The sequence below is a fragment of the Campylobacter rectus genome (genome assembly GCF_004803795.1).
GTDB classification, from domain to species: domain Bacteria; phylum Campylobacterota; class Campylobacteria; order Campylobacterales; family Campylobacteraceae; genus Campylobacter_A; species Campylobacter_A rectus.
The window spans coordinates 2,480,171-2,503,793 of the sequence record NZ_CP012543.1; the positions used below are offsets into that span (position 1 = coordinate 2,480,171).

17 protein-coding genes, 1 pseudogene and 1 CRISPR repeat array (1 of these 19 only partly in view) are annotated in these 23,623 nt (G+C 42.5%); of the genes and pseudogenes, 8 read left to right on the top strand and 10 right to left on the bottom strand.

Features of this window, described 5'->3' with window-relative positions; all coding sequences use genetic code 11:
• Nucleotides 1-85: 85 nt before the first annotated feature.
• Entirely contained in the window at nucleotides 86-460 is a 375-nt protein-coding gene (locus CRECT_RS11890; RefSeq protein ID WP_002944246.1) for a Fur family transcriptional regulator, read from the top strand.
• Between the two features lie 474 nt (nucleotides 461-934).
• On the opposite strand, the gene CRECT_RS11895 is transcribed toward CRECT_RS11890, so the two are convergent.
• On the bottom strand, nucleotides 935-1,330 hold the full coding sequence (locus CRECT_RS11895; RefSeq protein WP_002944243.1) for an acyl-CoA thioesterase: 396 nt from the start codon (nucleotides 1,328-1,330) through the stop codon (nucleotides 935-937).
• Nucleotides 1,331-1,381: 51 nt separating this feature from the next.
• On the opposite strand from CRECT_RS11895, the gene CRECT_RS11900 reads away from it, so the two are divergent.
• Genes CRECT_RS11900 through CRECT_RS11910 form a run of 3 tightly spaced genes read left to right on the top strand, consistent with a single transcriptional unit; the run spans nucleotide 1,382 to nucleotide 5,464 of the window.
• Entirely contained in the window at nucleotides 1,382-2,101 is a 720-nt protein-coding gene (locus CRECT_RS11900) for a class I SAM-dependent methyltransferase (RefSeq protein WP_002944175.1), read from the top strand.
• A gap of 43 nt (nucleotides 2,102-2,144) precedes the next feature.
• Nucleotides 2,145-3,032 (top strand): cytochrome-c peroxidase, encoded by an 888-nt coding sequence (locus tag CRECT_RS11905; protein WP_002944180.1) that lies wholly within the window; start codon nucleotides 2,145-2,147, stop codon nucleotides 3,030-3,032.
• Nucleotides 3,029-5,464: an EAL domain-containing protein gene (locus tag CRECT_RS11910; protein WP_002944110.1), complete on the top strand. Its 2,436-nt coding sequence runs from the start codon at nucleotides 3,029-3,031 to the stop codon at nucleotides 5,462-5,464. Before CRECT_RS11905 ends, CRECT_RS11910 begins: the two co-directional genes overlap by 4 nt.
• Before the next feature lie 249 nt (nucleotides 5,465-5,713).
• Here the strand turns inward: CRECT_RS11910 and CRECT_RS11915 are convergent, their stop codons facing one another.
• The 3 genes from CRECT_RS11915 to CRECT_RS11925 all read right to left on the bottom strand — a co-directional run bounded on the left by CRECT_RS11915 (nucleotide 5,714) and on the right by CRECT_RS11925 (nucleotide 7,811).
• Nucleotides 5,714-7,231 carry a sulfatase-like hydrolase/transferase gene (locus tag CRECT_RS11915; RefSeq protein ID WP_002944159.1) on the bottom strand — a complete coding sequence of 506 codons (1,518 nt, stop codon included), beginning with the start codon at nucleotides 7,229-7,231 and terminating at the stop codon, nucleotides 5,714-5,716.
• 160 nt (nucleotides 7,232-7,391) lie between these two features.
• Complete coding sequence (locus tag CRECT_RS11920; RefSeq protein ID WP_157752367.1) at nucleotides 7,392-7,529, bottom strand: hypothetical protein; 138 nt, start codon at nucleotides 7,527-7,529, stop codon at nucleotides 7,392-7,394.
• A 117-nt stretch (nucleotides 7,530-7,646) separates the two neighbouring features.
• Nucleotides 7,647-7,811 (bottom strand): hypothetical protein, encoded by a 165-nt coding sequence (locus tag CRECT_RS11925; protein WP_157752366.1) that lies wholly within the window; start codon nucleotides 7,809-7,811, stop codon nucleotides 7,647-7,649.
• Nucleotides 7,812-7,959: 148 nt separating this feature from the next.
• On the opposite strand from CRECT_RS11925, the gene CRECT_RS11930 reads away from it, so the two are divergent.
• Nucleotides 7,960-8,493 carry a hypothetical protein gene (locus CRECT_RS11930; RefSeq protein ID WP_002944185.1) on the top strand — a complete coding sequence of 178 codons (534 nt, stop codon included), beginning with the start codon at nucleotides 7,960-7,962 and terminating at the stop codon, nucleotides 8,491-8,493.
• A gap of 6 nt (nucleotides 8,494-8,499) precedes the next feature.
• The gene (locus tag CRECT_RS13030) at nucleotides 8,500-8,631 is read left to right on the top strand and encodes a hypothetical protein (protein WP_002944272.1); all 132 of its coding nucleotides are present in this window, start codon (nucleotides 8,500-8,502) and stop codon (nucleotides 8,629-8,631) included.
• A gap of 423 nt (nucleotides 8,632-9,054) precedes the next feature.
• Here CRECT_RS13030 and coaE read toward each other — a convergent pair whose 3' ends face one another.
• A complete protein-coding gene (coaE, locus tag CRECT_RS11935) occupies nucleotides 9,055-9,888 on the bottom strand; it encodes a dephospho-CoA kinase (RefSeq protein ID WP_002944057.1) in 834 nt (277 codons plus the stop codon).
• 73 nt (nucleotides 9,889-9,961) lie between these two features.
• Here coaE and purM point away from each other — a divergent pair, with 73 nt between their 5' ends.
• Nucleotides 9,962-10,945, top strand: coding sequence for a phosphoribosylformylglycinamidine cyclo-ligase (purM, locus tag CRECT_RS11945; RefSeq protein ID WP_039887962.1), 984 nt, complete (start codon nucleotides 9,962-9,964; stop codon nucleotides 10,943-10,945).
• Nucleotides 10,946-11,484: 539 nt separating this feature from the next.
• Entirely contained in the window at nucleotides 11,485-12,729 is a 1,245-nt protein-coding gene (locus tag CRECT_RS11950; RefSeq protein WP_039887939.1) for a Zn-dependent hydrolase, read from the top strand.
• Nucleotides 12,730-13,112: 383 nt separating this feature from the next.
• Here the strand turns inward: CRECT_RS11950 and CRECT_RS13290 are convergent.
• The 5 genes and pseudogenes from CRECT_RS13290 to CRECT_RS11975 form a co-directional block, all read right to left on the bottom strand.
• A pseudogene (locus CRECT_RS13290) lies at nucleotides 13,113-13,501 on the bottom strand (hypothetical protein); the annotation flags it as partial.
• A 603-nt stretch (nucleotides 13,502-14,104) separates the two neighbouring features.
• Nucleotides 14,105-17,623 carry a hypothetical protein gene (locus tag CRECT_RS11960; RefSeq protein WP_039887937.1) on the bottom strand — a complete coding sequence of 1,173 codons (3,519 nt, stop codon included), beginning with the start codon at nucleotides 17,621-17,623 and terminating at the stop codon, nucleotides 14,105-14,107.
• Nucleotides 17,598-17,810: a hypothetical protein gene (locus CRECT_RS11965; protein ID WP_039887935.1), complete on the bottom strand. Its 213-nt coding sequence runs from the start codon at nucleotides 17,808-17,810 to the stop codon at nucleotides 17,598-17,600. Before CRECT_RS11965 ends, CRECT_RS11960 begins: the two co-directional genes overlap by 26 nt.
• A 421-nt stretch (nucleotides 17,811-18,231) precedes the next feature.
• Nucleotides 18,232-18,474 (bottom strand): hypothetical protein, encoded by a 243-nt coding sequence (locus tag CRECT_RS11970; RefSeq protein ID WP_002944073.1) that lies wholly within the window; start codon nucleotides 18,472-18,474, stop codon nucleotides 18,232-18,234.
• 145 nt (nucleotides 18,475-18,619) lie between these two features.
• Entirely contained in the window at nucleotides 18,620-20,023 is a 1,404-nt protein-coding gene (locus CRECT_RS11975) for an alanine/glycine:cation symporter family protein (RefSeq protein ID WP_171992759.1), read from the bottom strand.
• Nucleotides 20,024-20,375: 352 nt separating this feature from the next.
• Nucleotides 20,376-23,623: a CRISPR direct-repeat array (repeat unit 30 nt; unit sequence GTTTCAAACTCCAACGGAGTAAATTTTAAC); it runs 188 nt beyond the window's last position.

Sequence of the window (23,623 nt, forward strand, 5' to 3'; positions counted from 1 at the left end):
GCGAAATTATATCAAAAGCAACTTAGTTGCAAATTAATTTTACTCAGGGTATAATACCCTAAAATTCTTAACGCGGAGGAAAAATATGAGCGAAAATTTGGAAGAAAAAGCCGGTTTTGAGGAGCTTTTAACGAAAAATGATATCAAAATCACTCCGCTTAGACTCGAGATTTTACACATTTTACACGCCGCCGCCGCACCGCTTAGTTATGATGAAATTTTAGCCCAAATCGACGCGAACAAAACCACATTTTACCGCTGTATGGACCTTTTTGAGGCTAAGGGCATCGTGCTAAAAAGCGAAAATAACCGCAAAAATTTCTACGAGCTTGAAAGCGGGGCAAAGGCGTATTTCGTCTGCGACGTCTGCCACAAGATGACTAATATCGATATGCCGCGCCTAAAACAAAATCACGTAAAAAGCGTCGTAGTTAAGGGCGTTTGCGACGACTGCTTTTGAGAACTCGGCGCGTAATTTACTTGCAAATTCGATAGTAAAATTCGGATCGGCAAATTCGGTTTTATTTGAAAATTTAAGGGCCAATGGACAAATTTAAGCCGATTTGGAGTTAAATTTTTTCTTTAAATGCGCGCACTTTTTCGCAAATCTCGCCTGCATTACAGCGTCAAATTCGCCTTTCTCGCGTTTGCAAAATAAATTTGCTCAAATTTAACCGCAAATTTTACTCGCCAAATCCCTCGCGAAAATTTAAAGTCTAGTTTCCATATGCGGCATAAATTTGACGCAGGTAAAGGCAAAACACAGCAAGCTTACGATGAGCGATGCGGTCAAAATTCGACGCGAGTAAAAGTAAAACCGCGGCGAGCTTAGCGGTGAGCGTAGACGCAAGCGCGCATAAATTTGATACAAGTAAAGGTAGCGGCAAATTTGACACGGAAAAAAGTAAAAAGCCAAAATCAAAAATACTAAAATTTAATCCTCATAAAGCTTCGCAATCTCCGGCGGTATCGCGATCGGACGGCCGCGCGCGAGGTCAAAAAATACGTAAGTCGTCACCGCACTCGCGACCAGGACGCCGTCCTTACTAAACTCGTAAAAGCGCTTCGAGCAGCTCTTTTTTTCGGGCTGCGTCCAGGTTTTTATACGCACCTTATCGCCCAAAAATAGCTGCCCCAGATAATCTATCTCGTGCCTGCGCACTATCCACGTGCGGTTTTGCGCGAGATTTGCTTCGATAAGATCGCCTGCTGCGCTAGAGTGCGCGCTAGCGGCTTCTTGCATCCAAATGACGTAGTGAGCGTTGTTTGCGTGACGATTTACGTCGATGGCGTCCTCGTCTACAGTAAATTCGTAGTAAAAAAATTTCATTTTTTCTCCTAAAAACGCTAAAATTGTAGCAAAAATTTAAAGGCAGACAAAATGAAAGAAATGTGGGATAAAAAAGCGGCGAGTTACCCGCGATTTACGGGTGCGCCGAGCGAATTTCAAACACGGCTCTACGCCAAGATCGCGGAGTTTGGCGTTAAATTTGACGCCAAGAGCCTAGCCGACATCGGCTGCGGCACGGGCGTGCATACGCTGCTACTAGCCGGCATTTGCCGCGAGGTAACAGGTATGGATATTTCAGACGAGATGCTAAAAATCATGCTCAAAGACGCGGCCAAATTTGGCGTCTCAAATTTAACCGCCGTGCAAAGCGATTTTAAAAACTTTAATCCAAACCGCGTTTACGACATAGCTTTTAGCACGATGAGCCCTGCGATTTCGGACGAGGAAGACTTTGAAAAATTTATAAATTTAGGAAAACAAAGGGTCTATCTTTGGTGGAATAAGCCGCGAAATTCAAACGTCTTAGATATGCTTTACGATGAATTTGAAAAGCGAGATTTTAAGGCAAAAGCGGGACTTTTCGAGGATTACTTGCGCCGTAAAAATATCGCATTTAACTCCTGCGTGCTAGAAGAATCCAAAGAGCAAAAACGCACGATCGAGGAGATGACGCAAAACGCGCTTTGGCATTTGCAAATTTCAAATTTCGCACAGGAAGAAAGCGCAGTCAGAAAGCGACTGGAAAGCATCGCGCGCGAGGGCTTCGTAACGGAAAAAATCGTCTCTTCAATGAAGCTTTTGGTTTTTTAGGCTATAATCGCTTGATTTATTTAAAATTTAAAAAGGATTTTAGTTGCCGCGAGCGTTTTTGCAGGTAGTTTCGTGCATTTTGTTATTTTTTTGCGTTCACTCTTTCGCCGCCTCTCACGTTTTAGCGCCCATTACCCCGCCCAAATTTGACGAACAAAAAGCGCTTCTTGGTAAAGAGCTGTTTTTCGACACGGAGCTAAGCCCGAGCGGAACGCTATCGTGCGAAAAGTGCCACAACCTTTACTGGAACCTAAGCGGCACGAGTAAAAAAAACGTAAAAATCTCCGTCGGCTCTCAGGTCAGCCCGCCCACGGCGCTAAATTCGGCATTAAATTTTATTTTTTTTAAAAACGGCGAGATTAAAGACTTAGAGGAGCAGGTAAAACGGAGTCTAACGGGCGAAAATCAGCTCGGTAGCGAGCCTAAATTTTTAACCCGAAAGGTAAATCAAAACCCCGTCTATAAGCAAAAATTCCTTGAGATTTACGGCGAGGACGCGACCTTTGAAAACATCACCGACGCTCTGGTAAATTTTGAAAAAGCTCTTGTCACGCCAAACGCCAAATTCGACAAATTTATCGAAGGCGACGCAAACGCGCTAAACGAGGACGAAAAACACGGGTTTGAACTCTTTAAAAAAATCGGCTGCATAAACTGCCATAGCGGCGTAAATCTGGGCGCAAACCTCTACTACGAGCTCAAATTCGATAGCGGCGAGGGCAGTCAAGCGGGACGCTACAAAGTGCCTAGTTTGCGAAATATCGAAAAAACCGCGCCTTATCTTTATAGCGGTGAGATTGCGGACCTTAAAGAAGCGATCAAATTCGTCGCCAAAAAGCGCATAAACTACAATCTAAGCGACGAGCAAACGCAAGCGCTTTATAAATTTTTGCTGACTTTAAGCGGCGAAAAACCGGAAATTTTAAAATGAAACACAAGATAATTTTTCATAAAATTTTATTTCTTGTTATCGTTTGTATCGCATTTTTCGGCACTGCGATGATCTACAAAGCCACTAAAGACCTAGCCACCGCCTACGGGTGGAAAGGCACGATCGAAAAGATGATAGACGCTAACGACGAGGTAAATTTCTTGCTCGAAAAAAGCCTTTTAGAGGCCGACTACGACGCGGTTATGCACTATACGGCGGAGTTTAAAAAAGGTCTTAATAAGCTTAATGCAAACAATCTCATATCGTTTGAAAAACTCGCGCTAAACAAAAAAACTTTCGGCGAATTGGAAGAGGCGCTTAAAGAAAAGGCCGAACTAACGGATAAATTTAACTCTGTGACGATAATGGCGAAGCTCGTTTATAACGAGATAATTTTAAAATTCGAGGCTTTAGAAGGGCTTCATTTTAACGAGCTGATGCCGCAAATTTTGATGTTTAGATACGATCTAAACACCGATCTGGCTGCACCCGGAAGGCTTTTAAACGAGCATTTAAAAGAACCCAAGCTAAGCAAAAGCGATGCGGGATTTTTAGCTAGCGCGCAAAAGCTGCTTGGTTGCTACGAGCAAGCGCAAGAGATTTTCCACCGCATAGAGGCTCTTGAAATTTACAAAAAACTCTATAACATAAAAGAAAAAAACGAGCAATATATCAAAAAAGCCTCGTCGAATTTACGAGGAACGATGGCGCTGGTGTTTGTGCTATTTGCGCTAGCATTGGTATTTATCTATCTTTCTTACGCTAGAGCCAAGAGCAACATCAGGCTGTTAAACCGCTTCGAGCAAGCCGTAAATCACAGCTTTAACGCTATAACCTTTACCGATCTGGACAAGAAAATAAAATACGTAAATAAAATCTTCGAGCGAAATTTCGGATATGAGTTTAAAGAACTAAAAGACAAAAATATAAATCTCATCAAATCCAATATGCACCCGAAAGAATTTTATCAAGATATGATAGAAACGATAGAGAACAATCAAATTTGGCGAGCCGACGATCTAATCAGCAAGACAAAAAGCGGCGAGCTCATCCGCGAGCAGGTCATTTTTTCGCCGCTTTTTAACGAAAACGGCGACAAAGACGGCTATATGTCGATCAAATTTGATAGAACCAAAGAGATCGCGATGACCAAAGAGCTCGAAAATAAAAACAAAGAGCTGCAAAACGAAGCGCTGACGGACAAGCTAACGGGGCTTGGCAGTTATTTTGCTCTGACGCAAAGGATGGAGCAAGGCGTAAGCGGTATGATCATCTATATAAATATAAATAATTTTATGGATTTTCGCTTCTTTTATAAAACCAAAACCGTGGATGCCATCATCGCCTCTTTTGCCGCCACGCTTAAGCTTTGCATAGATACTTATAAGATGGATGCCGACATTTACAGGGTGCAGTTTGACGAGTTTTGTATCTGGTACGGCGGCGAGGAAGTAGATCGCGACGTACATAGATTTATGGATTATTTCAAGGCAAACGACCTTTATATCACGGTTGACGGCGTAAAAGAATTTATCCCGAATATAAAAATCACGATCGGCGTCAGCATGCCTCAAGACACACCTCAAACAAACCGTCTAACCCAGGCCATGCTAGCTCACCACGAGGCTAAGCAAAAAGAAGAGGTAGCACAGTTTTATACCGAAAACAGCCACATCGAGCAGCAGTACTATCACAACCAAATTATGTCGCGAACCATCGAAAACGCCCTATATAACGACACCGTGATCGTCGAGTGTCAGCCTATTTACGACGTATCGGGCGAAGGGACGCGCATCAAATACTACGAAGTACTCGTGCGCCTCATCGACGAAAACGGCAAGATCCGCTACCCGGGCGAGTTTTTAGACATAGCAAAGAAAATTTCGCTTTATAACGACATCACGAAAAAAGTCGTCGAGCACGTATTTAGGCTCGTGGAAAAATTTACGAATACGAGCTTTTCGATGAATCTTTCCAGTAGCGATATCGCAAACGAGAGCATCAGAGATCTCATCGAGAAAAAACTACGCGTCTGCTCGAACCCCGAGCACGTGTATTTTGAGATATTAGAGAGCGAGGGCGTGGATGACTATAAGATAGTAAATGATTTCATCAACAAAATCCGCGCCTACGACTGTAAAATTTCGATCGATGATTTCGGCAGCGGCTACTCGAACTACTACCGCATCTTGGAGCTTGATATCGACACGATCAAGATCGACGGCTCGATCATCAAAAAATTGCCGTTTGACAAAAACGCCCGCTATCTGTTGCAAACCATCATCGACTTTGCCGGAAGACAAGGCTACAACGTCGTGGCGGAGTTTGTGAGCTCAGAAGAAATCCTCGCCGAAATAAAGAAATTCGGCATCAAATACGCTCAAGGATTTTTGCTGGGCAAACCGACCTCGCCGAGCAATATCGAGGAGTAAATTTACACATAGAGGATAAAGCGCATATGCATTGGATTTTGATACTTGCGCTAGCTTTTTTATTTTATGCGAAAAGCGTAGAGATGGTGTGGTTTGCGACTATTATGATATGTTTTGCGATTATCGGATATTGCGGGTATTATATTTTTGATGATTTTATCGATTAAATTCGCGCCGTTAAATTTAACAAAACTTGTGCGATTTACTCGTGAAATCGGTATCGAATTTAAGCTCATTGGCGCTGTAAATTTATAAATTTTGCTGCGAGCGCCTTTGTTTTATCTCGTCATATTTTAGGTGTCTTAATAAAGCTGCGGCTTTTGAATAAATTCTCATATCGCTACCGTAAAGAGATTTTGAACCGATCACGCTACGTCCCAAATTTAGCTCGTTTGTTATGCCAAGATAGCCTAAAACGGCAACAAAGGTATCCAGGCTGAAACCCATAGAATTTATGATTTTTACCCCCTCAAAATCATCATCTATCATCATAAATAGCATTCCGCCGCCCTTAGAGCTATGTATAAGCGCATCATAAGTTTCTTTCGAGCTTTGTATATAAGGCACCACGTGATCGTTTTGAATCACGATAAGCGTATCTTTTGCAAATTCGCTGGAGCGTATTTTTTTAATAAAATTACCGACTAGCATATCGGTGCACTTAACCGCACGCAGCATCCGAACGCTGTTACCTTGAAAATTATACTCCATATTTTCGCAAGCTTTTGGTATTATGCCGTCGGGTGCGTGGGTGGAGAGCGTGATCATAGATTGCAAAAACGGCTGACCGCTTTTACTCAACCTGGTAAAATCTTCCCACGCGATATCAAACATATCGTCGTCATTTACTCCCCATCCGCCGTCCCATACGGTTTTATTTGCTTTTATATCGATATCCGCAAGTCCCTTCATCTCGTCAAAATGGTGCGCTTTAAAATATTCGTCGGTCTTTTGAAATTTTAAAGAAGCCCCTTTCATAAAATACGTATGGTAGCCAAGCTCATGCAAAATATCGCTAGCGCACGTTATATTTTTATAAAAAATATTTTTGTTTTGATCGTCGAAATTATAAATATAAGGCATCGCGCAATTGCTTGCAAAAAATCCCTCTATCGTTATAGCTGCGCCGGGATTTTGGTGAATGTTGTCAAATTCCAAGCGCGAAGATAATGCGTTGATATTAGGCATCAGATCAGGAAAAAGCTTTTCGTCCATATAGCCGCTATTAAGGCTTTCTAAATAAATATAAACTATATTTTTTCTCTTTTTGGGCGCATTAAATTTAGGCAAGGCGATGAGCGGATAGATATCTTGTTTTAACCTTTTTACGCTTGGATAAAAAGCGTTTTTTACCTCCCAAGCCGAACGCGTTAGCGGATTTAGAACAAATGCCGCCGTAAAACAAACGGCAAAAAACACGGCTCCGATTCTGACTCTGTTTTTATTGCGAGGCAAATTTTTTGCCGCGGTAGATGATCTTTTATAAATTATCACACAAAATAGCGCAGAACACGCAACCGTGCAAATACCAATCGCGATGTCTTTAGCAAAAGGCTCAATAGAAGCGCCCTCGATACTTATTTTTAACAAATTTATAGTAAATGGCGTAAAAGTGTTGCCGGTAAAAATTTGCAACGAAAATTCGCAAATCAAAAATACGATATACACAAAACTAAGCACGCTTGCTATGCCTATAACGACTCTGAGACGTAAAAATTTAATTAAAAAAATAGAAACGATAAATAAAACGATAGAAATATAATTCAATTTTTCTCCAAAAATAATCGCCAATCGTTAGCGACGCAAATTTAGTTATTTTCAAAATAAAGCATACAATATTATCAAAAATTAAATTTGCCGAAGTTTAGTAGCTCAAAAATTTGTTTTATTTTTGGATAATTTAATAGTAATTTTTCACCGAATTTGACTAGTCCTGAAGCCAAAACGCTAAAAAGCCCAGAAAAACGACGACTAAAAATAAACCCGCTTGAAAATAAAAATTCTTTTTTAGATTTTCGTTTATCAGGGCGCAAAGCTCATAAACAAAAATATAAAGCTCGCTCATAAATCTCCTTTTGACGTCGTTAAATTTAACAAATTCCATGCATTTTGACCGTAATCGCGTCAAATTTAAAGTCCGTCGGCGCAGGCGAATTTTACCGAAATAAGCAAATTTTACCACTTAACCGTCTCGCGTAAATTTGATCTTGCTTAACTGTGATTTTGTCGTTTTATCGGCAAAACTCGTAATAAACGGCGCTTTGCGACAAATCTCGCAATAGCCCAGCATCCCAAAAGCGATAGCAAAGAACGCAACGAGCCCCCGATACTTCTTGTATTCGCGCATTTTCGCTCCTTTTGAAAAATTCAAACAAGATCTATCCAAAATAAATTCACCCAAAAATATTGTATGTAGATAAAAAGAGTAAATTTATCCTTAAAATGCGGTTTATCTTTAAAGCTGTATAATTGCAAAAATGCATTTAGGGGATTTTATGTTTAAATTTGAGATCGTTTATAAATTTTGCCTCATCTGCGCACTTATTTTGGGGCTTAGTTTGCTCGCGTTTTCAGGAGCGAATTTTGCCCTGGGCAAATACGGCGAGCTTTGGATGGGGGCGCATAAATTTGCCGGCTTTATCGTCGCGCTCGCAGCTCTTTTGCACGTCATAAATCGCAAGAAAAAGCTGGTCAAGCTCGCAAATGAGTTTATCGATGTCGTTACTCGCCGCAAAAACCCGAGCAGTTGCAATATGGACCGCATCATCGCCTCGCTCGAGCCCTACACGATCACCGAAATCTCGCAAAAACTGGGCTTTGACGAGGCCGAGTTTTGCCAAACGCTGCGAGAAAACGGCGTTAAATTTAAGGACGCAAGCCAAACCCTGCGCCAAATCGCCTTTATAAACGACGAAAAGATATTTTTTGTGCTGGTGCTAATCGTGGAAGCAAAATTCGGCAAGAAATTTTGCGGCGAACTAAAATTTAAGGGCGCTAAATTTAACGGCGGCGTAAAAAAGGCGGCCTAAAAAGCGATGCAAAAATACGATGCGATAGTCGAATTTGATGGCTACTGCGGTTTCGAGCCGGCAAAGAGCTCGGTAAATTTGCATAAATTTATCGCCAAAATCGCTTTACCGCCACTCGGTAAAGTCAAATTTTGCTAATTAAACCAAAAGGGCTTGCAACGCGCGATTTATAAAATAATGCTCGTAGATTTTAAACAAGGCGACTTAAATTTTGCCGTATTTTAAATTTGAGCATTTTGAGCGAGCGTATTAACTTGGGATTTTTGCTTTTTAGATACAAATTTTGCCGCTTAAGCGCAGCGCATTTTGGTGCAAATTTAGCACTCGTTTAAAATGCGCCATACCGCAAGCGTATAAAATCGATAAGCGATAGCAAAACGGCGCGCGGTTCGATCATACGCGACGAGACGGCCGAGCTTAATAGGCAACCACCGAAATAAATCGACTTCCGCACTCCAAAAGTCAAATTTTAGTAAGACCAAAATTTGTAAGCGACCGTTCCTCGTAAATAAAATTTGAAAAATTTATCAAAATTTGATCCGTCGAAATTTAAATAGATTACTAAAGTTTAGCGTCTTTGAAACTATTTGCCGAAATTTTCTCCAAAAACTCCCGCGTTTGCTCTTTTAAATATTCCAAATCCCCGCTATTGTCTATCACAAAGTCCGCCATAGCGCGCTTTTGCTCGATATCCGCTTGCAGCTCTACGCGACGTTTTGCAGCGTCGCAGCTAAGCCCGTTTCGCTTCATCACGCGCGCGATTAGCGTATCTTTAGGCGCATAAACGACCGCCACTTTATCGAAAAACTCATATCTCTTGCCCTCGAAAAACAGTGGAATATCGACAAAAAAAATCTTTTCTTTCGCCTCTAAAGCCCGCGCCTGCGATAAAATTTCAGCCGTTATCTTTGGATGCAACAGCGCTTCTAGCTTTGCAAGCTCCGCAGGATTCTTAAACACCAGCTCGCCTAGCTTTTTGCGATCTACAGATGCGCGAGAACCCGGTAAAATTTCTTCTAAAATTTCTTCGCCGTGACGCGCATCAAATTTTAAATCCGCATGCGTCGTATCGATAGAATTTTTGCCATCTTTCGCACCGCTATCGCCGATCAAAACGGTCTCGTCTTTAAATTTATAGCCGGAGGCTAAATCTACACACCTCTCATCGCTAAATCCTGCATGCAAGCTCGAATTTTCAGTCTGTGCGTCTTTTTGCACGACGTATTGCGCACCGAAAATTTCAGCCACCTGCGCGGCGCAGCGATCAAGGATGCAATGCGAGATCCGGTCAGCATCGATGATCTCAAATCCGCGCTCGGCAAGTAGCTCGCAAACCGCACTCTTGCCGCTACCGATGCTACCCGTGATGACGATAGCGTGTTTAAATTTCGGCATTTCGCCTCCGATTTTTTACTCCGATTTTAGCAAGTTTTGGCTAAAATTAACCAAATTTCAACAAAGGGCAAAAATGATAAGCTACAAAGACGCGGGCGTCGATATAGACGCGGGAAATGACTTCGTAAACGCGATAAAACCGTTCGTCAAAGCGACGCAAACTCCGCACGTTTTGGGCGGTATCGGCTCGTTTAGCGGCGCAGTAAGGCTACCTGCAGGCTACAAAAAGCCCGCGATCCTAGGCGCTACCGACGGCGTAGGCACAAAGCTGCGACTCGCGATCGACGCGCGCAAATTTGAGGGCGTCGGCCAGGATCTCGTCGCGATGTGCGTGAATGATCTCATCTGCAACTTCGCCGAGCCGCTATTTTTCCTCGACTACTACGCGACGGCGAAGCTCGAGATTGCGGATGCCAAAGAGGTAGTAAAAAGCATCGCCGAAGGCTGCAAACTCGCGCGCTGCGCGCTTATCGGCGGCGAGACGGCGGAGATGCCCTCGATGTATGAAAAGGGCGACTTCGACCTAGCGGGCTTTGCCGTGGGTATCGCCGAAGAGGACGAGATCGACCGCTCTAAATTTGTCCGCGAGGGCGACGTACTTATCGCGCTTACTAGCAGCGGCCTGCACTCAAACGGCTTCTCGCTCGCGCGCAAAGTGATCGCCGAGCTGGGGCTAAAATTTGACGACAAAGTGGACGGTCGCGCACTCATCGACGTGCTTTTGGAGCCGACCAGGATTTACGTCGGAGACTTTTTAAATTTAAAAGACAAGATCCACGCGCTCGCGCACATCACGGGCGGAGGCATAGTGGAAAACCTGCCGCGCGTATTCCCCGAGGGGCTGGGTGCAAAGATCGAGCATGCCGCGATCCGCACGCCTGAGATCTTTAAAATCATCGCGCAAAAAGTGAAGCCGGCAGAGATGATGAGGACGTTTAATATGGGCGTTGGTATGATCGTCGTAGCGCCGAAAGAAAACGCGGACTTCGTGCTGGCAAATACCGACGGCTACGTTATCGGCGAGGTTGTAAAAGGCGAGGGAGCGCAGCTGGTTTAAACCGGTAATTTAACTTTGGCTCGCCGCAAATACGTTATGAGCTAAAGATTTATTTAAGGCGGCAAATTTGTGCTGTATGCCGTATAGTTTTCAAAAATTCTCGCCAAATTTTAAACTCGGTTTGCAACTTAAATTTGCTTGCTCCGCTTGCCGTAAATTTAAAGCTCCGATTAAGCGGATTCGTTAGTGAAATTTAATATTTTACACCGTTAAATTCTGATTCGGCTCGTTTGCAAAATATATCTTCAAGCCCGAATTTTCCGCTAAATTTGGATAGCACTAACGTTAGCGTTTGTTAGTATGTAAAACTCAAGCGTTAGTTTGCAATCCTGGATCGTCTGGCATAAATTTAATCAAAAGCGATACGCCAAGACAAATACAAAATCATACCCGTTTTACTCCGCAAGTAGTGTCTGCATAACAATAAAATCAAAAAACAAACTTTAAAAATTAAATATTACATTAAATAAAAATATTAAAGCACAAATTTAATACTTCTTGGCTAAAATTTGGTAAATTTTAAACCTAAAGGAGAGGCGATGAGTATAAATTTAGATAGACTTAAGGCGCTTTTTAGCGAGATAAACGCCATAAACGACGCGAGTTTTGGCGCCGGGATGAGCCGCCTAGCCTACACGCGAGAAGACAAGGCCGCCAGAGAGCTATTTATCGCGCGCTGTAAGGAAGCGGGGCTAAAAGTGCGCATAGACGCGATCGGAAATATCTTCGCCAGGCGCGAAGGCACCGAGCCCCGACTGCCGGCGGTAGCGTTTGGCTCGCATCTGGACACCGTGATAAACGGCGGCGAATTTGACGGTATCCTAGGCGTTTTAGGCGGACTGGAGCTCATCAGATCGCTAAACGATGAGGGCGTGCAAACGCGCAGACCGCTCGAGCTAGTCGTCTTTGAGTGCGAGGAATCAAGCAGATTTAACATCGCCACGCTTGGCAGTAAGGTTATGTGCGGCAAGCTGGGTTATGAAAAGCTAAAAGACGTGCGCGACTTTCAAGGGCGCGCTATCGGCGAGATTTTTGCGGAGTTTGGCATCGATCCGGCAAATATCGAAAAGGCTAAAAATTTGACGCCGAACTACGAGAGCTTTTTCGAGCTGCACATCGAGCAAGGGCCGCTGCTGGACAACGAAAACATCCAAATCGGCGTGGTGAGCGCTATCGCCGCGCCGCACAGATTTAGCGTGCGCGTGCAGGGACAGGCTCAGCACTCCGGCACGACCGCGATGAAGTACCGTCACGACGCGCTTTGCGCAGCGGCGCAGATAGTACTGGCCGTCGAGAGCGTCGCGCGCGAAAACGCGTCAAACGGCGTGGTAGCGACCGCAGGCAACTGCACGGTAAAACCGGGCGTTATGAACGTCGTGCCAGGCGAGACGACGCTGCTAATCGACCTGCGCGGTATCGACCTGCACACCCGTGAAGCGGCCTACGAGCAGATCCTGGCCGAAATCTCGCGCATCGAAGAGGGGCGCGGCGTCAAATGCGAGATCAAGCAGCTAGCCTTCGACGAGCCGTGCGCGCTGGACGGCCGCCTCATCAAGCTCATCGCCCAAAAAGCCGCGACGCTCGGGCTTAGCTTTGAAATCATGCCAAGCGGTGCGGGGCACGACGCGATGCATATGAGCGCACTTTGTCCTACGGCGATGATCTTCATCCCGTCTAAAGACGGCATCAGTCATAATCCGGCGGAATTTTCCAGCTGGAGCGATATCGCTAACGGCGTAAATTTGCTAAAAAGTGTGGTTTTAGAAGCGGCGGAAAGGGTTTAAATTCGGCTCAAATTTGATCGGCACTTCATAAGACTGCGATTATCGGGCTAAATTCATTTATACCGCTTGATTTACGGCGCAAGTATTGAGTGCGTCGTAAATTTTGTTTGCGGCGCATACTAGCTAACGGCTCGCACTCCTTGATCGCCGAATTAGAGCTATAAACAAGCGTTTGGCAAGGCGGCAAATTTGACGTGAGATATTAAATTTGACAATGACGGGAAGCATATCTTGATGAAAATTTGCCGACTGTGGACGCGACGATAGGAATTAAATTTGATTCACGGCATAAGCATTGGAAGCACCACAAATTTTACTAAGTTGCAAGGCGAATATTGGACAAATTTAAGCTCAAGATAAGTTAAGCGGATTTTTAGCTGCGACTACGTCTTGCTACTTACAAGACCCCTTATCATCTTTAATAAAATATGATAGAAAGTTTTTGTATCTTTACTGTTATTATATCTAAACTCTACTTCGCTACGCTCGTAACTGCAAGCAGAACACATTCTTTAAGATGAAGTAGGAAATTCTCTTTGCTTAGCTTCCCTGCGGTCGCTACCGTCGCTACGCTTGAGAAGATTTCTTTAAATTTAGATAATCTATGTTTAGCATATCCCCAGAAATTCTCAATGCTGTTTATGTGGTTTTTACCGTTAACAAATTCATTCTTTGAATGCTTTACTCTATAATGAGCTAAAGCTGTATAATCAACCAATCCGTCATAAGTTTTCCAACAATCAGAATAAATAACACTCTCATCTAATTCACTCTTGTGCTTAGCTTCACTTCGTTTGCTACTGATAAGACGCACTCTCTTTGAGAAAACTCCTTTGAAAGTTTTTAACTTATCTTGAGCCCAAATTTATATACTATTGATTTACCTCCAAATAAAAACTTCGCACCGCAAACTCGTAAAGTTTAAGCGAATTTGCATATTCGAGATTTATCTTGCAGATGTGCTAAAATTCGGGTAAATTTCATTGCCACTAAAAACGCTACGTAAGCAAAATTTATTTGACCCAACGGAACTTAAGCGGATTTTTAGCCATTTATTTTTTAGATTTGCAGCCTCGTAATGCGAATCCGGTAAAGCAAAAGAGCATAAAACCGCTTGATGCAATATCTTGTGCCCTTTTTGCAAGCGACCGGACAATAAAACCAAGCTGCCGCCCGGTCAAATTTATCGGCTTTGTCATCGCTGTTTATCGTTATGCTCTGTTAAATTTATCCGCCAGCCGCACCGTCTCGTTTTTTCACAGTCTGAGCTTATCCGTATGCGGTTTTATCTTTGGGTCCGACTTAACTATATCGAACAAATTTGGCCCGCTGCGGTTTGCCTAGCAAATCCCGCAACGGTAACGCTTTTTAAATTTTATGCTAAAACCAGATTGCCATCTCCTAGATGAAATCCGCTTTGGGCATTCACTCCACCTAGATATTTTACCTCGTCTTGAGTTATCTCATCGTCGCCGTTGTTTTCGACACTATATATATCAAAACCTCTGTCAGTTTTGGCCAAAATGACAGACTTTTCGCCGCCTGCGGCTTTGGTAGAAAACGCCTTGCCTGCACCGAATATCTTGGCAAAACCGGACGCAAAGCCCGTGCCTATATCGCTAATGTAGTAAATTTTTCCGTTTTGCAGCTGCATTTGCGCGTTAGAAGCTACGTTTAGACTGCCGATAGCCTTTACGCCGGGTGCTACAGACGAGAAGTCAAGCTTGTCGTTTTGAGAAAAGGAGCTGAGGCGAAGACTATCCTGTGCGTCTTTTTGTAAGACAAAGGTTTCATTTGCGTCGCTGGCGGTAATGTTTCCGCTAACGTTGGTTACTTTTATATTATCATCTGAAGTAAATTTAAATGAACTGTAAAGATTTTTGTCGATCTCGAGCGTCTCATCGCCTTTTATATCTATTAGTTTTTTCACGGACGAACCTTTAAAGGCTAGCGCGGAGAAGTTTTTTAAGAGTTTGTAGTTATCGGCCGTCAAATTTGCCACAGTCTCTTTTAATGAAATTTGCGAGCCGTATCCTACTTTTAGCGGCAGATTTAAGGCCGCCAGCTTACTAACAGCGCTTGCATCCAGCACGAAATTTTTATCTTTAAACGAAAGGCTACCAAGTTTTGTTAGCTCAGAGCCGTCTATAAATTTTAAGATATTTTCGGCGCTATCTTCTACATTTAGTTTGCCATCTCCGGCTATTTTGGCGGCAAATTTAGCGTATTCTTCCGCGCCAATCTTTAAACCCGACGCGGCTTCAAAGCTATCAACTTTATCGCTTAGCACGGCGTCCTTATCGCTTGAATTAACGCCGGTTAATCTTATGTTGTCATCCGCGTCAAATTTGTCGCCTGTGATTTTTTTGAAATTAGAAGCCGTGATTTTTAGCATTTTGCCGTCGGTTACTTTTAACGACTTTAGCTTATCTGTAAAATAATAAAGCCTGCCATTGATTGCTTCTTGTAAATTTTGAGCCTTGTCTGCGATTTCCAGGATACCGTCCGCGATTTTATCGCTTGAGAGCTTGCCGCTAGCGAGTAGGTTTTTACCAAAAATCTCGTAAAAATCATCTACGCTTAGCTTTTGCGCTTTAGTTACCGCATCCTTGCTTAGCTTATCGCTAAAAGCCACTAGCGATACCAACTGTTCCTTGCTAAGAGGGTTCGTATCTGTTAGTCTAACGGCCGAATTTGCAATTTTTTTAGCGATATCGGTCTCTAACGACGTTAGTTCGGCTACGCTTAGTTTCGCCGAATGCACGGCTCCATCGGCAAATTTAGTCCGGTTCCCGGCTAACGTTTTAAGCTCGGCGTTTGTTAGCACGCTATCTTTTGCTAGCGTTACGGCTCCATCTAAAATCTTATCTTTTAGGCCGCCGGCTAAAATTTCCTTCGCTTTTTCAAAATTTGCCGTAAAAGATCTCACCTCTCCGTTTGCTTTGAGGTTAAATTTAACGCCCTGCGTTTCTATGGTAGAGTAGTCGTTAGGAAATACCCCTCTACCTATCTTGCCCGATAAAAACGCCTCTTTGTTGATATTTTTTGCTTGTTCCAAGCTTAGCTTGCCTATAAAAAACGAGCCGTTTTCAAAGGTAAAATCATCACTTATTATGCTTTTGATGTTGCCGCTATTATGAAAAACGTAAAGCGCATCGGCTGTTTTTAGCGTGTCGCCTTCTTTGGATTTCTCGGTCAAATTTTGCTCGTTATAAGCCTTTATCGCATCCTTGTTTTGCGATTTTTTTGCAGCTTTAAACGTATAAACATTGCCGCTATCAAATTTGACCGCTTTGACGTTAAGCGCGCTTACGTCTAAAGGCTTGCTCGCCTGCGCGTCTTGATAAAATTTACCATCTTTTTTGTATATAGAAGTTACTCCGTCTATCTTTACCGCAGGCGCATCGTTAAATAATTTAACAAAACCATCTGCGTCCGAAACCCGCGCTATGCCCTCGCTAAGCACGTTTTGCGTCAAGTTAAATGCGCCATCTTTTGCCTCAGGATCAATATTAACACCTTTAAACACTATCTTTAGATCATCGCCGTTACTAAAACCAGCTCTATTTCCATTTACATAAACGATCGTATCGTCACCGTCTTTGATAAACTGCTTTACATTGGGTTTTAGCGAGCTTTCATTCTCGGCTTTTTCGAGCGATCCGTCTTTGTCTGCAAATTTTATCTTATCTCCCGGCTTTGCGCCCTCGATGACAACCGTACCGGTGTGATAGCCTGATTCGGGGACGGCTTCTTTGTTTGTCACGTAGTAGGTGGTTTGATTGCCTTTTACTAGCTTATAGACCATACCGCCCGCGCCCAAGCCGGATTTTTCCGCACTAACGCCGTCGGTAGTACCCTCTACCAAGCCAAGCGAGTTCTCGAAAAAGCCCTCATCATTAAATTTGACGCCGGATTTTGGCTGAAAGCTGTGACTATAAGGTACTCCGCTTTCTTGGTCTTTGGCGCTAAATTTGTGCCCGTCTTTAGTAAATGCACCTAAGATTGCCGTGCTCTTATCCACTTCCAAGCTATCGCTTTGCGGAAAATTTTTCACGACAAAGACATTTGCTTTTAAAATTTTACCATCTGCGGTTTTGACAACGCCATCTTTGGCCGATAGATTTATCTTTTGATCCGCGCTTAAATTTACGCCATTGTTATCGGCCGCCAGAATGCTCACGAAATACTTCTTGCCGCCTTCTTCTATCTTTGCCGAATAGCCTATGACGTTTGTGGATCCAAAGCCATCTACCATTTGTTTTAACGACCCCTCTGCACCGCTGTTTGGTTGCGGCTCCGGCTGGGGTTCGGGCTTTGGTTGAGGTTGAGGTTTAGGATCTGGCGCAGGCTTGGGATTTGGTTGTGGCTGGGGTTCTGGTTTGGGATCGGGCTGAGGATTAGGATCGGGAGTAGGCTGTGGGGCAAGTTCTTTCGAGATTTCATCTTCGCTCCTGCCTGTTATCTCCGATACTATTTTTATTCTGGAATTTGCTTGAAGCGATGCGATAAGTTTAGAGGTGTCTATATTTAAAATATCTCGCTTGGACTCTATTAACTTCCTTATATCTTCGCTCGTAGTGAGGTCGGTTATGGCGTTATTTATCTCCTCAAATACCTTGAGAGCAGACTTTATATCTCCACCGGGTATGTTTTCGACGCTATCTGAGACCACGTTCGAAACTATTATTTTATTAAGCAGGGTATTAAATGCGGCCTTGGTATCTTTGTCCTCGCTTTTTGAATAAACGGGATTTAACGCGGCTTTAATCAGCTCTGAGACTATCACGTCTCTACTCGCACCGCTATCAAGCAACTGCGTCCAATATGCCTTACCTTCGGCATCGGCACTTTTATTTAAAGTGGTTTTATATATGGGATATAAAATTCGCATTCGAATCAATGCTGCCAATGAAAAAATCTTTCGATGCGTCGCTAGCAAGCATTAAATTTGCAACATTAGATACACTTAGATTATTCGTCTTTGCTGTATCTTGCCAGTACTTATTGCCTGAGCCTTCGCTAGCTCTACCGAAAAGTGCAACATAAAGCGCCGAAATATGCGTTTGAGTTATATTCATAACATTCTCCATTAAATTTTGATTAAAATGTTTGAAGATTGTAACAAATTTAAATGAAAATAATTCTTAAAATCTATAGTAAAAATAAGGAGCATTAAGTTGCGATGAAGACTATGTTCTTATAAGCAATAGGCGCAGTGAAGTTAAAAAATTAGAGAAATTCTATGGTATTTTTTCATCTGATATCAAAGCTGTAAAAACAGCGAAAATTACTAAAATTTTAGAAAAAACAATCAATAAAATAACTAAAAATATCAGAATTTGGCTCAAGATAACTTAAGCGGATTTTTAGCTGCGACTACGTCTTGCTACTTACAAGACCTCTTATCATCTTTAAAAATATGATAGAGCTCTTTTATAGAAACATCACTTCGTGATCGCTTCGCTTGTTTTTTATCTTTACCGTTATTATATCTAAACTCTACTTTGCTATGCTCGTAGCTACGTCTTTAAAAACTACGAACGCAGTGAAGTAGAGCAGAACACATTCTTTAAGATGAAGTAAGAAATTCTCTTTGCTTAGCTTTCCTGCGGTCGCTACCGTTGCTACGCTTAAAAAGATCCCTTTAAATTTAGCTAGTCTATGTTTAGCGTATCCCCATCTGCTCGCAGTAGCAACACAAGTCGCAGCTAAAAACCCGCTTAAGTTTAATTGAGCCAACATTATTTGCGTTGCCGAGGTTAAATTTTAGATTTTGCAAGAATCGAATTCGACTTAAATTTGAGAAAATTTTTATCGCACCTTCGATTAAAAAATAAATTTTGCGGTGCAAATCGGCACTCCGTATGCCGCAAATCCAATCCGCCCCTTAAACTTTCCTTATATACTCGCTCGGATCGTATTCCTTCCCCTCTTCGTGATCCTTTAGGAGCTTAACCACGACGGGGCTAAGCGCGATGATGGCGATCAGGTTCGGCAGCACCATAAGGCCGTTAAACATATCGGCCAGCTCCCAGACGAAATTTATCTTTAACAAGCTGCCGGCAAAGACGAATCCCACGACCAATATCTGCAAAATTCGCACGAATTTGGCGCCAAAAAGGTAACGCACATTGATCTCGGCGAAGTAATACCAACCCAAAATCGTCGTAAAAGCAAAGAAAAACAAGCAGATCGCTACGAATCCGTAGCCGCCCGCATGCCCCAAAACATGCGTCGAAAAGGCCTCTTGCACGAGTGAGATACCGGTTAGCACGGCTTTGCCGTTTTCAAAATGTATCACGTCGGCGCTAAGCACCACAAAAACGGTGATATTTAGCACGATAAAGGTATCGACAAATACGCTCATAATGCCCAGCACCGCCTGATCTACGGGGTGCTTTACGGTGGCCGCAGCGTGTGCGTGAGGGGTTGAGCCCATACCGGCTTCGTTTGAAAACAGTCCGCGTGCGATGCCGTATCTCATCGCCGTAGCGATCGTGGCTCCGGTCGCGCCGCCCCAAGCCGCCGAAGGGTTAAACGCCGCTTCGAAAATGAGAGCTACGACGCCGGGAACCTTGTCGAGATTAAAGCAGATGATCACGATGCCGATGACGACGTAGAGGATCGCCATCACGGGCACGATCTTTTCGGCGACTCTGGCGATGGCTTTGACGCCGCCGATAAAAATAAGCGCACACGTCGCGGCTAAAAACAGTCCGCTCGCCCACTGCGGTATGCCAAACGCGCCCCTAAAGCCGTCCGAGATGGAGTTGGCTTGCACCATATTTCCCATAAATCCAAGCGCCAAGATGATCGCCAGCGCAAAAAATGCCGCCAAAACCTTGGCGTAGCGACTCTTTAGCCCGCGACTGATATAAAACGCCGGCCCGCCGATCATATGGCCGCTGTCGTCCTTGGTGCGGTAAATTTGCGCGAGGCAGATCTCGGCGAAATTCGTCGCCATACCCAAAAACGCTGCGCACCACATCCAAAATATCGCGCCTGGCCCGCCCATGATAAGCGCCGTTGTGGCGCCGACGAGGTTGCCCGTGCCCACCTGTGCGGCAACGGCGGTAGCGACGGCCTGAAACGAGCTCATACCCGATTTTCCCGCCGCTTTGCCGTGCAAAGAGAAGTTGCCAAAAAGCCTATGAAGCCCCATTTTAAACTTAAAGATCTGCACGAAACGCAGCCTGATCGTGAAGTAAAGTCCGGTGCCGCAAAGTAGCGCGATGAGGAAATACGGCCCCCAAAGGAACGAATTTATAGAGCTTACGAGGTCGGTGAGCATAGATTTGCCTTTAAATTTTTAAAATTTTTCAAGTATATTTAAAAAAATATAAAACTAAAATAAATAATAAAATTTTTTTAACCGAACTTAAAAATATGTGTAAATTTTGAGCTACCGGGGTTAAATTTGGCGAGACAAGCGGTTTTTTGTAACGGATTTTGAATTTGAACGATGTGTTTTTGGTTTGGGTGATTTTTCTACGCTATTTTACGAATTTAAACGGCGGTTTGGCTTTTTGGATTGAGTAAGTTTTATACGCGGCTTTGTAAAATTTAGCTTAAGCTTGTTTTATGGGCGGTTTTGCGCAAATTTGCCGAGAATTTTATGAGCTTGGCGGGGATACCGACACCGGGCTTAAAGCTCCAACGGAGTAAATTTACACAGAACACGGAGTTTGAGGTAGTAGAATACGTCGCGTGTTTCAAACTCCAACGGAGTAAATTTTAACCCCACCACTACGCACTTATCTCGCTCTTTTTTCTTGTTTCAAACTCCAACGGAGTAAATTTTAACTGCGCTTGATATTAGGTTGGTTCAGGCTTGATTTTGTTTCAAACTCCAACGGAGTAAATTTTAACCTAAAGGCGAAAAATATTGTCTTGATATGCTGCGGCGTTTCAAACTCCAACGGAGTAAATTTTAACTTTGAACCGTTTGGTTTTGATGAGAGAGTGTTTGGAGGTTTCAAACTCCAACGGAGTAAATTTTAACAATATCAAAGCTAAACTGCGCGAGTTTTGGGCGGAGTTTCAAACTCCAACGGAGTAAATTTTAACATGAATTTTGCAAGAAAAATCCCAATGATCCTAAATGGTTTCAAACTCCAACGGAGTAAATTTTAACGTTGAGCTTAAAGCCGCGGGACTCGACGAAATACAAGTTTCAAACTCCAACGGAGTGAATTTTAACATTATTATTCGAAGCTTGATAAAGCAAACTGTAATAGTTTCAAACTCCAACGGAGTGAATTTTAACATGCTCTTAATGAAAATCTTAAGAAATCAAATGAAAGTTTCAAACTCCAACGGAGTAAATTTTAACCGAGTTTGTCAAATCCATACCAAATTTAAAAGCCAAGTTTCAAACTCCAACGGAGTAAATTTTAACTAAATCTTAGACTTTTTAGACTTGCTTGCCGTTTGTTTCAAACTCCAACGGAGTAAATTTTAACAGAAGAATTCAGATGAAAATCCCCCTCATCAGATTGTTTCAAACTCCAACGGAGTAAATTTTAACAAGCACAGCAAGAAATCTATATCAAAGAGGGTAAATCGTTTCAAACTCCAACGGAGTAAATTTTAACACTTCTCGGCTTTTTTCGCTTCGTTGCTTATGGTGTTGTTTCAAACTCCAACGGAGTAAATTTTAACGGGAGCCTGAAATTTCGACCATTGACTATTCAAAAAAGAGTTTCAAACTCCAACGGAGTAAATTTTAACACCGAGAAAATCAAATTTTAAGGAGCAAAAATGCGTTTCAAACTCCAACGGAGTAAATTTTAACTGTACTTTAGTACATTTATATTCGAATTTCTATTGTTTCAAACTCCAACGGAGTAAATTTTAACTAGAGGTGGAAATTTTAAACGAATTTAGATAGACTGTTTCAAACTCCAACGGAGTAAATTTTAACCGCCAGGATTCCAAGTAGAACCTATAGCGGAACAAGTTTCAAACTCCAACGGAGTAAATTTTAACTGAGTCAAATAGAGACAGAAGAGAGCGAAATAGCGTTTCAAACTCCAACGGAGTAAATTTTAACAAGACGCAGAGAAGGTGGAAAAAGCAAAAGCCCAGTTTCAAACTCCAACGGAGTAAATTTTAACTCTCATCAAACCCGAAATCGGCAAAGACGGCAAGCCGTTTCAAACTCCAACGGAGTAAATTTTAACGTCCTTATAGCGCCCAAATGAAAAATCTTTTAAAATGTTTCAAACTCCAACGGAGTAAATTTTAACCCGGCGTCGAGCTAACCATACTCGATCTTGACAAGTTTCAAACTCCAACGGAGTAAATTTTAACCATTCTTGTCCGTCTTTAAATTTTAAGGCTATTAGTTGTTTCAAACTCCAACGGAGTAAATTTTAACCCGCTCTTAAAATTTTGCCCATCTCCTCGATCGTAGTTTCAAACTCCAACGGAGTAAATTTTAACCCGACTTTCTTATCTATGTGAATTGGGCTTGGTGGTTTCAAACTCCAACGGAGTAAATTTTAACCGTATGTTTTTCTCGTTTCTTCGGGCAGCGTCTGGTTTCAAACTCCAACGGAGTAAATTTTAACTCTATGCGAAAGGCATAAGGCAAATTATTCGTAAAAGTTTCAAACTCCAACGGAGTAAATTTTAACTGTAAGCACATCTATAGTTTCACCATTAAGTTTATTGTTTCAAACTCCAACGGAGTAAATTTTAACACGGTATCCGCGACGGTATAAATCAGTTTGTAAAGTTTCAAACTCCAACGGAGTAAATTTTAACCCTATTCCTATACGATAGGCTATTATTTCTCTAAGGTTTCAAACTCCAACGGAGTAAATTTTAACTAATGAAGAGAGTGGCAGAAATGTTCTAGATAAACATAGGTTTCAAACTCCAACGGAGTAAATTTTAACATAATGCCCGAAAATCAAGTATGCGAAGAATACGGTTTCAAACTCCAACGGAGTAAATTTTAACATAAATTTAGGCTTGGGCGTTACGCCGTTTTTGTTTCAAACTCCAACGGAGTAAATTTTAACTGATTATAAGCTATTTATTGCCGAGGAATACGGAAGTTTCAAACTCCAACGGAGTAAATTTTAACCTGATAGACGGGGCGTATCTCAAGGCAAAATTTGACCGTTTCAAACTCCAACGGAGTAAATTTTAACTGATAGACGGGGCGTATCTCAAGGCAAAATTTGACCGTTTCAAACTCCAACGGAGTAAATTTTAACAAATCATCTAATTTAGGCAGTACGTCTGATAAAGGTTTCAAACTCCAACGGAGTAAATTTTAACACTGACTTATACCCAACTCTAATTGTGTTTCTATCTCGTTTCAAACTCCAACGGAGTAAATTTTAACAATAATCTTAAAGTAGTGTCTCCAGCGCCTCATATGTTTCAAACTCCAACGGAGTAAATTTTAACGAGTGCAAATAACCCAGCTGCAGCCAAAGCTAAAAGGTTTCAAACTCCAACGGAGTAAATTTTAACTCCATAACGTAAAAAAGACGATGGACGAGGACAAGCGTTTCAAACTCCAACGGAGTAAATTTTAACTAGGTTTGCCGCCCTTATCATTCATATATGCCAAAGTTTCAAACTCCAACGGAGTAAATTTTAACTCGCTCTAGCCTCATTACCATTGCGCTACTCGGCTTGTTTCAAACTCCAACGGAGTAAATTTTAACCTACAATCTAAATTAGACAGACTTATAACAGAAGCGTTTCAAACTCCAACGGAGTAAATTTTAACTTTCGATATTTGTGATTTTTGCTATGCGTCTTGCGCTGTTTCAAACTCCAACGGAGTAAATTTTAACTTTGAGCGAATTTAAACGAGACATTGAAATTTATGATGTTTCAAACTCCAACGGAGTAAATTTTAACATAATTA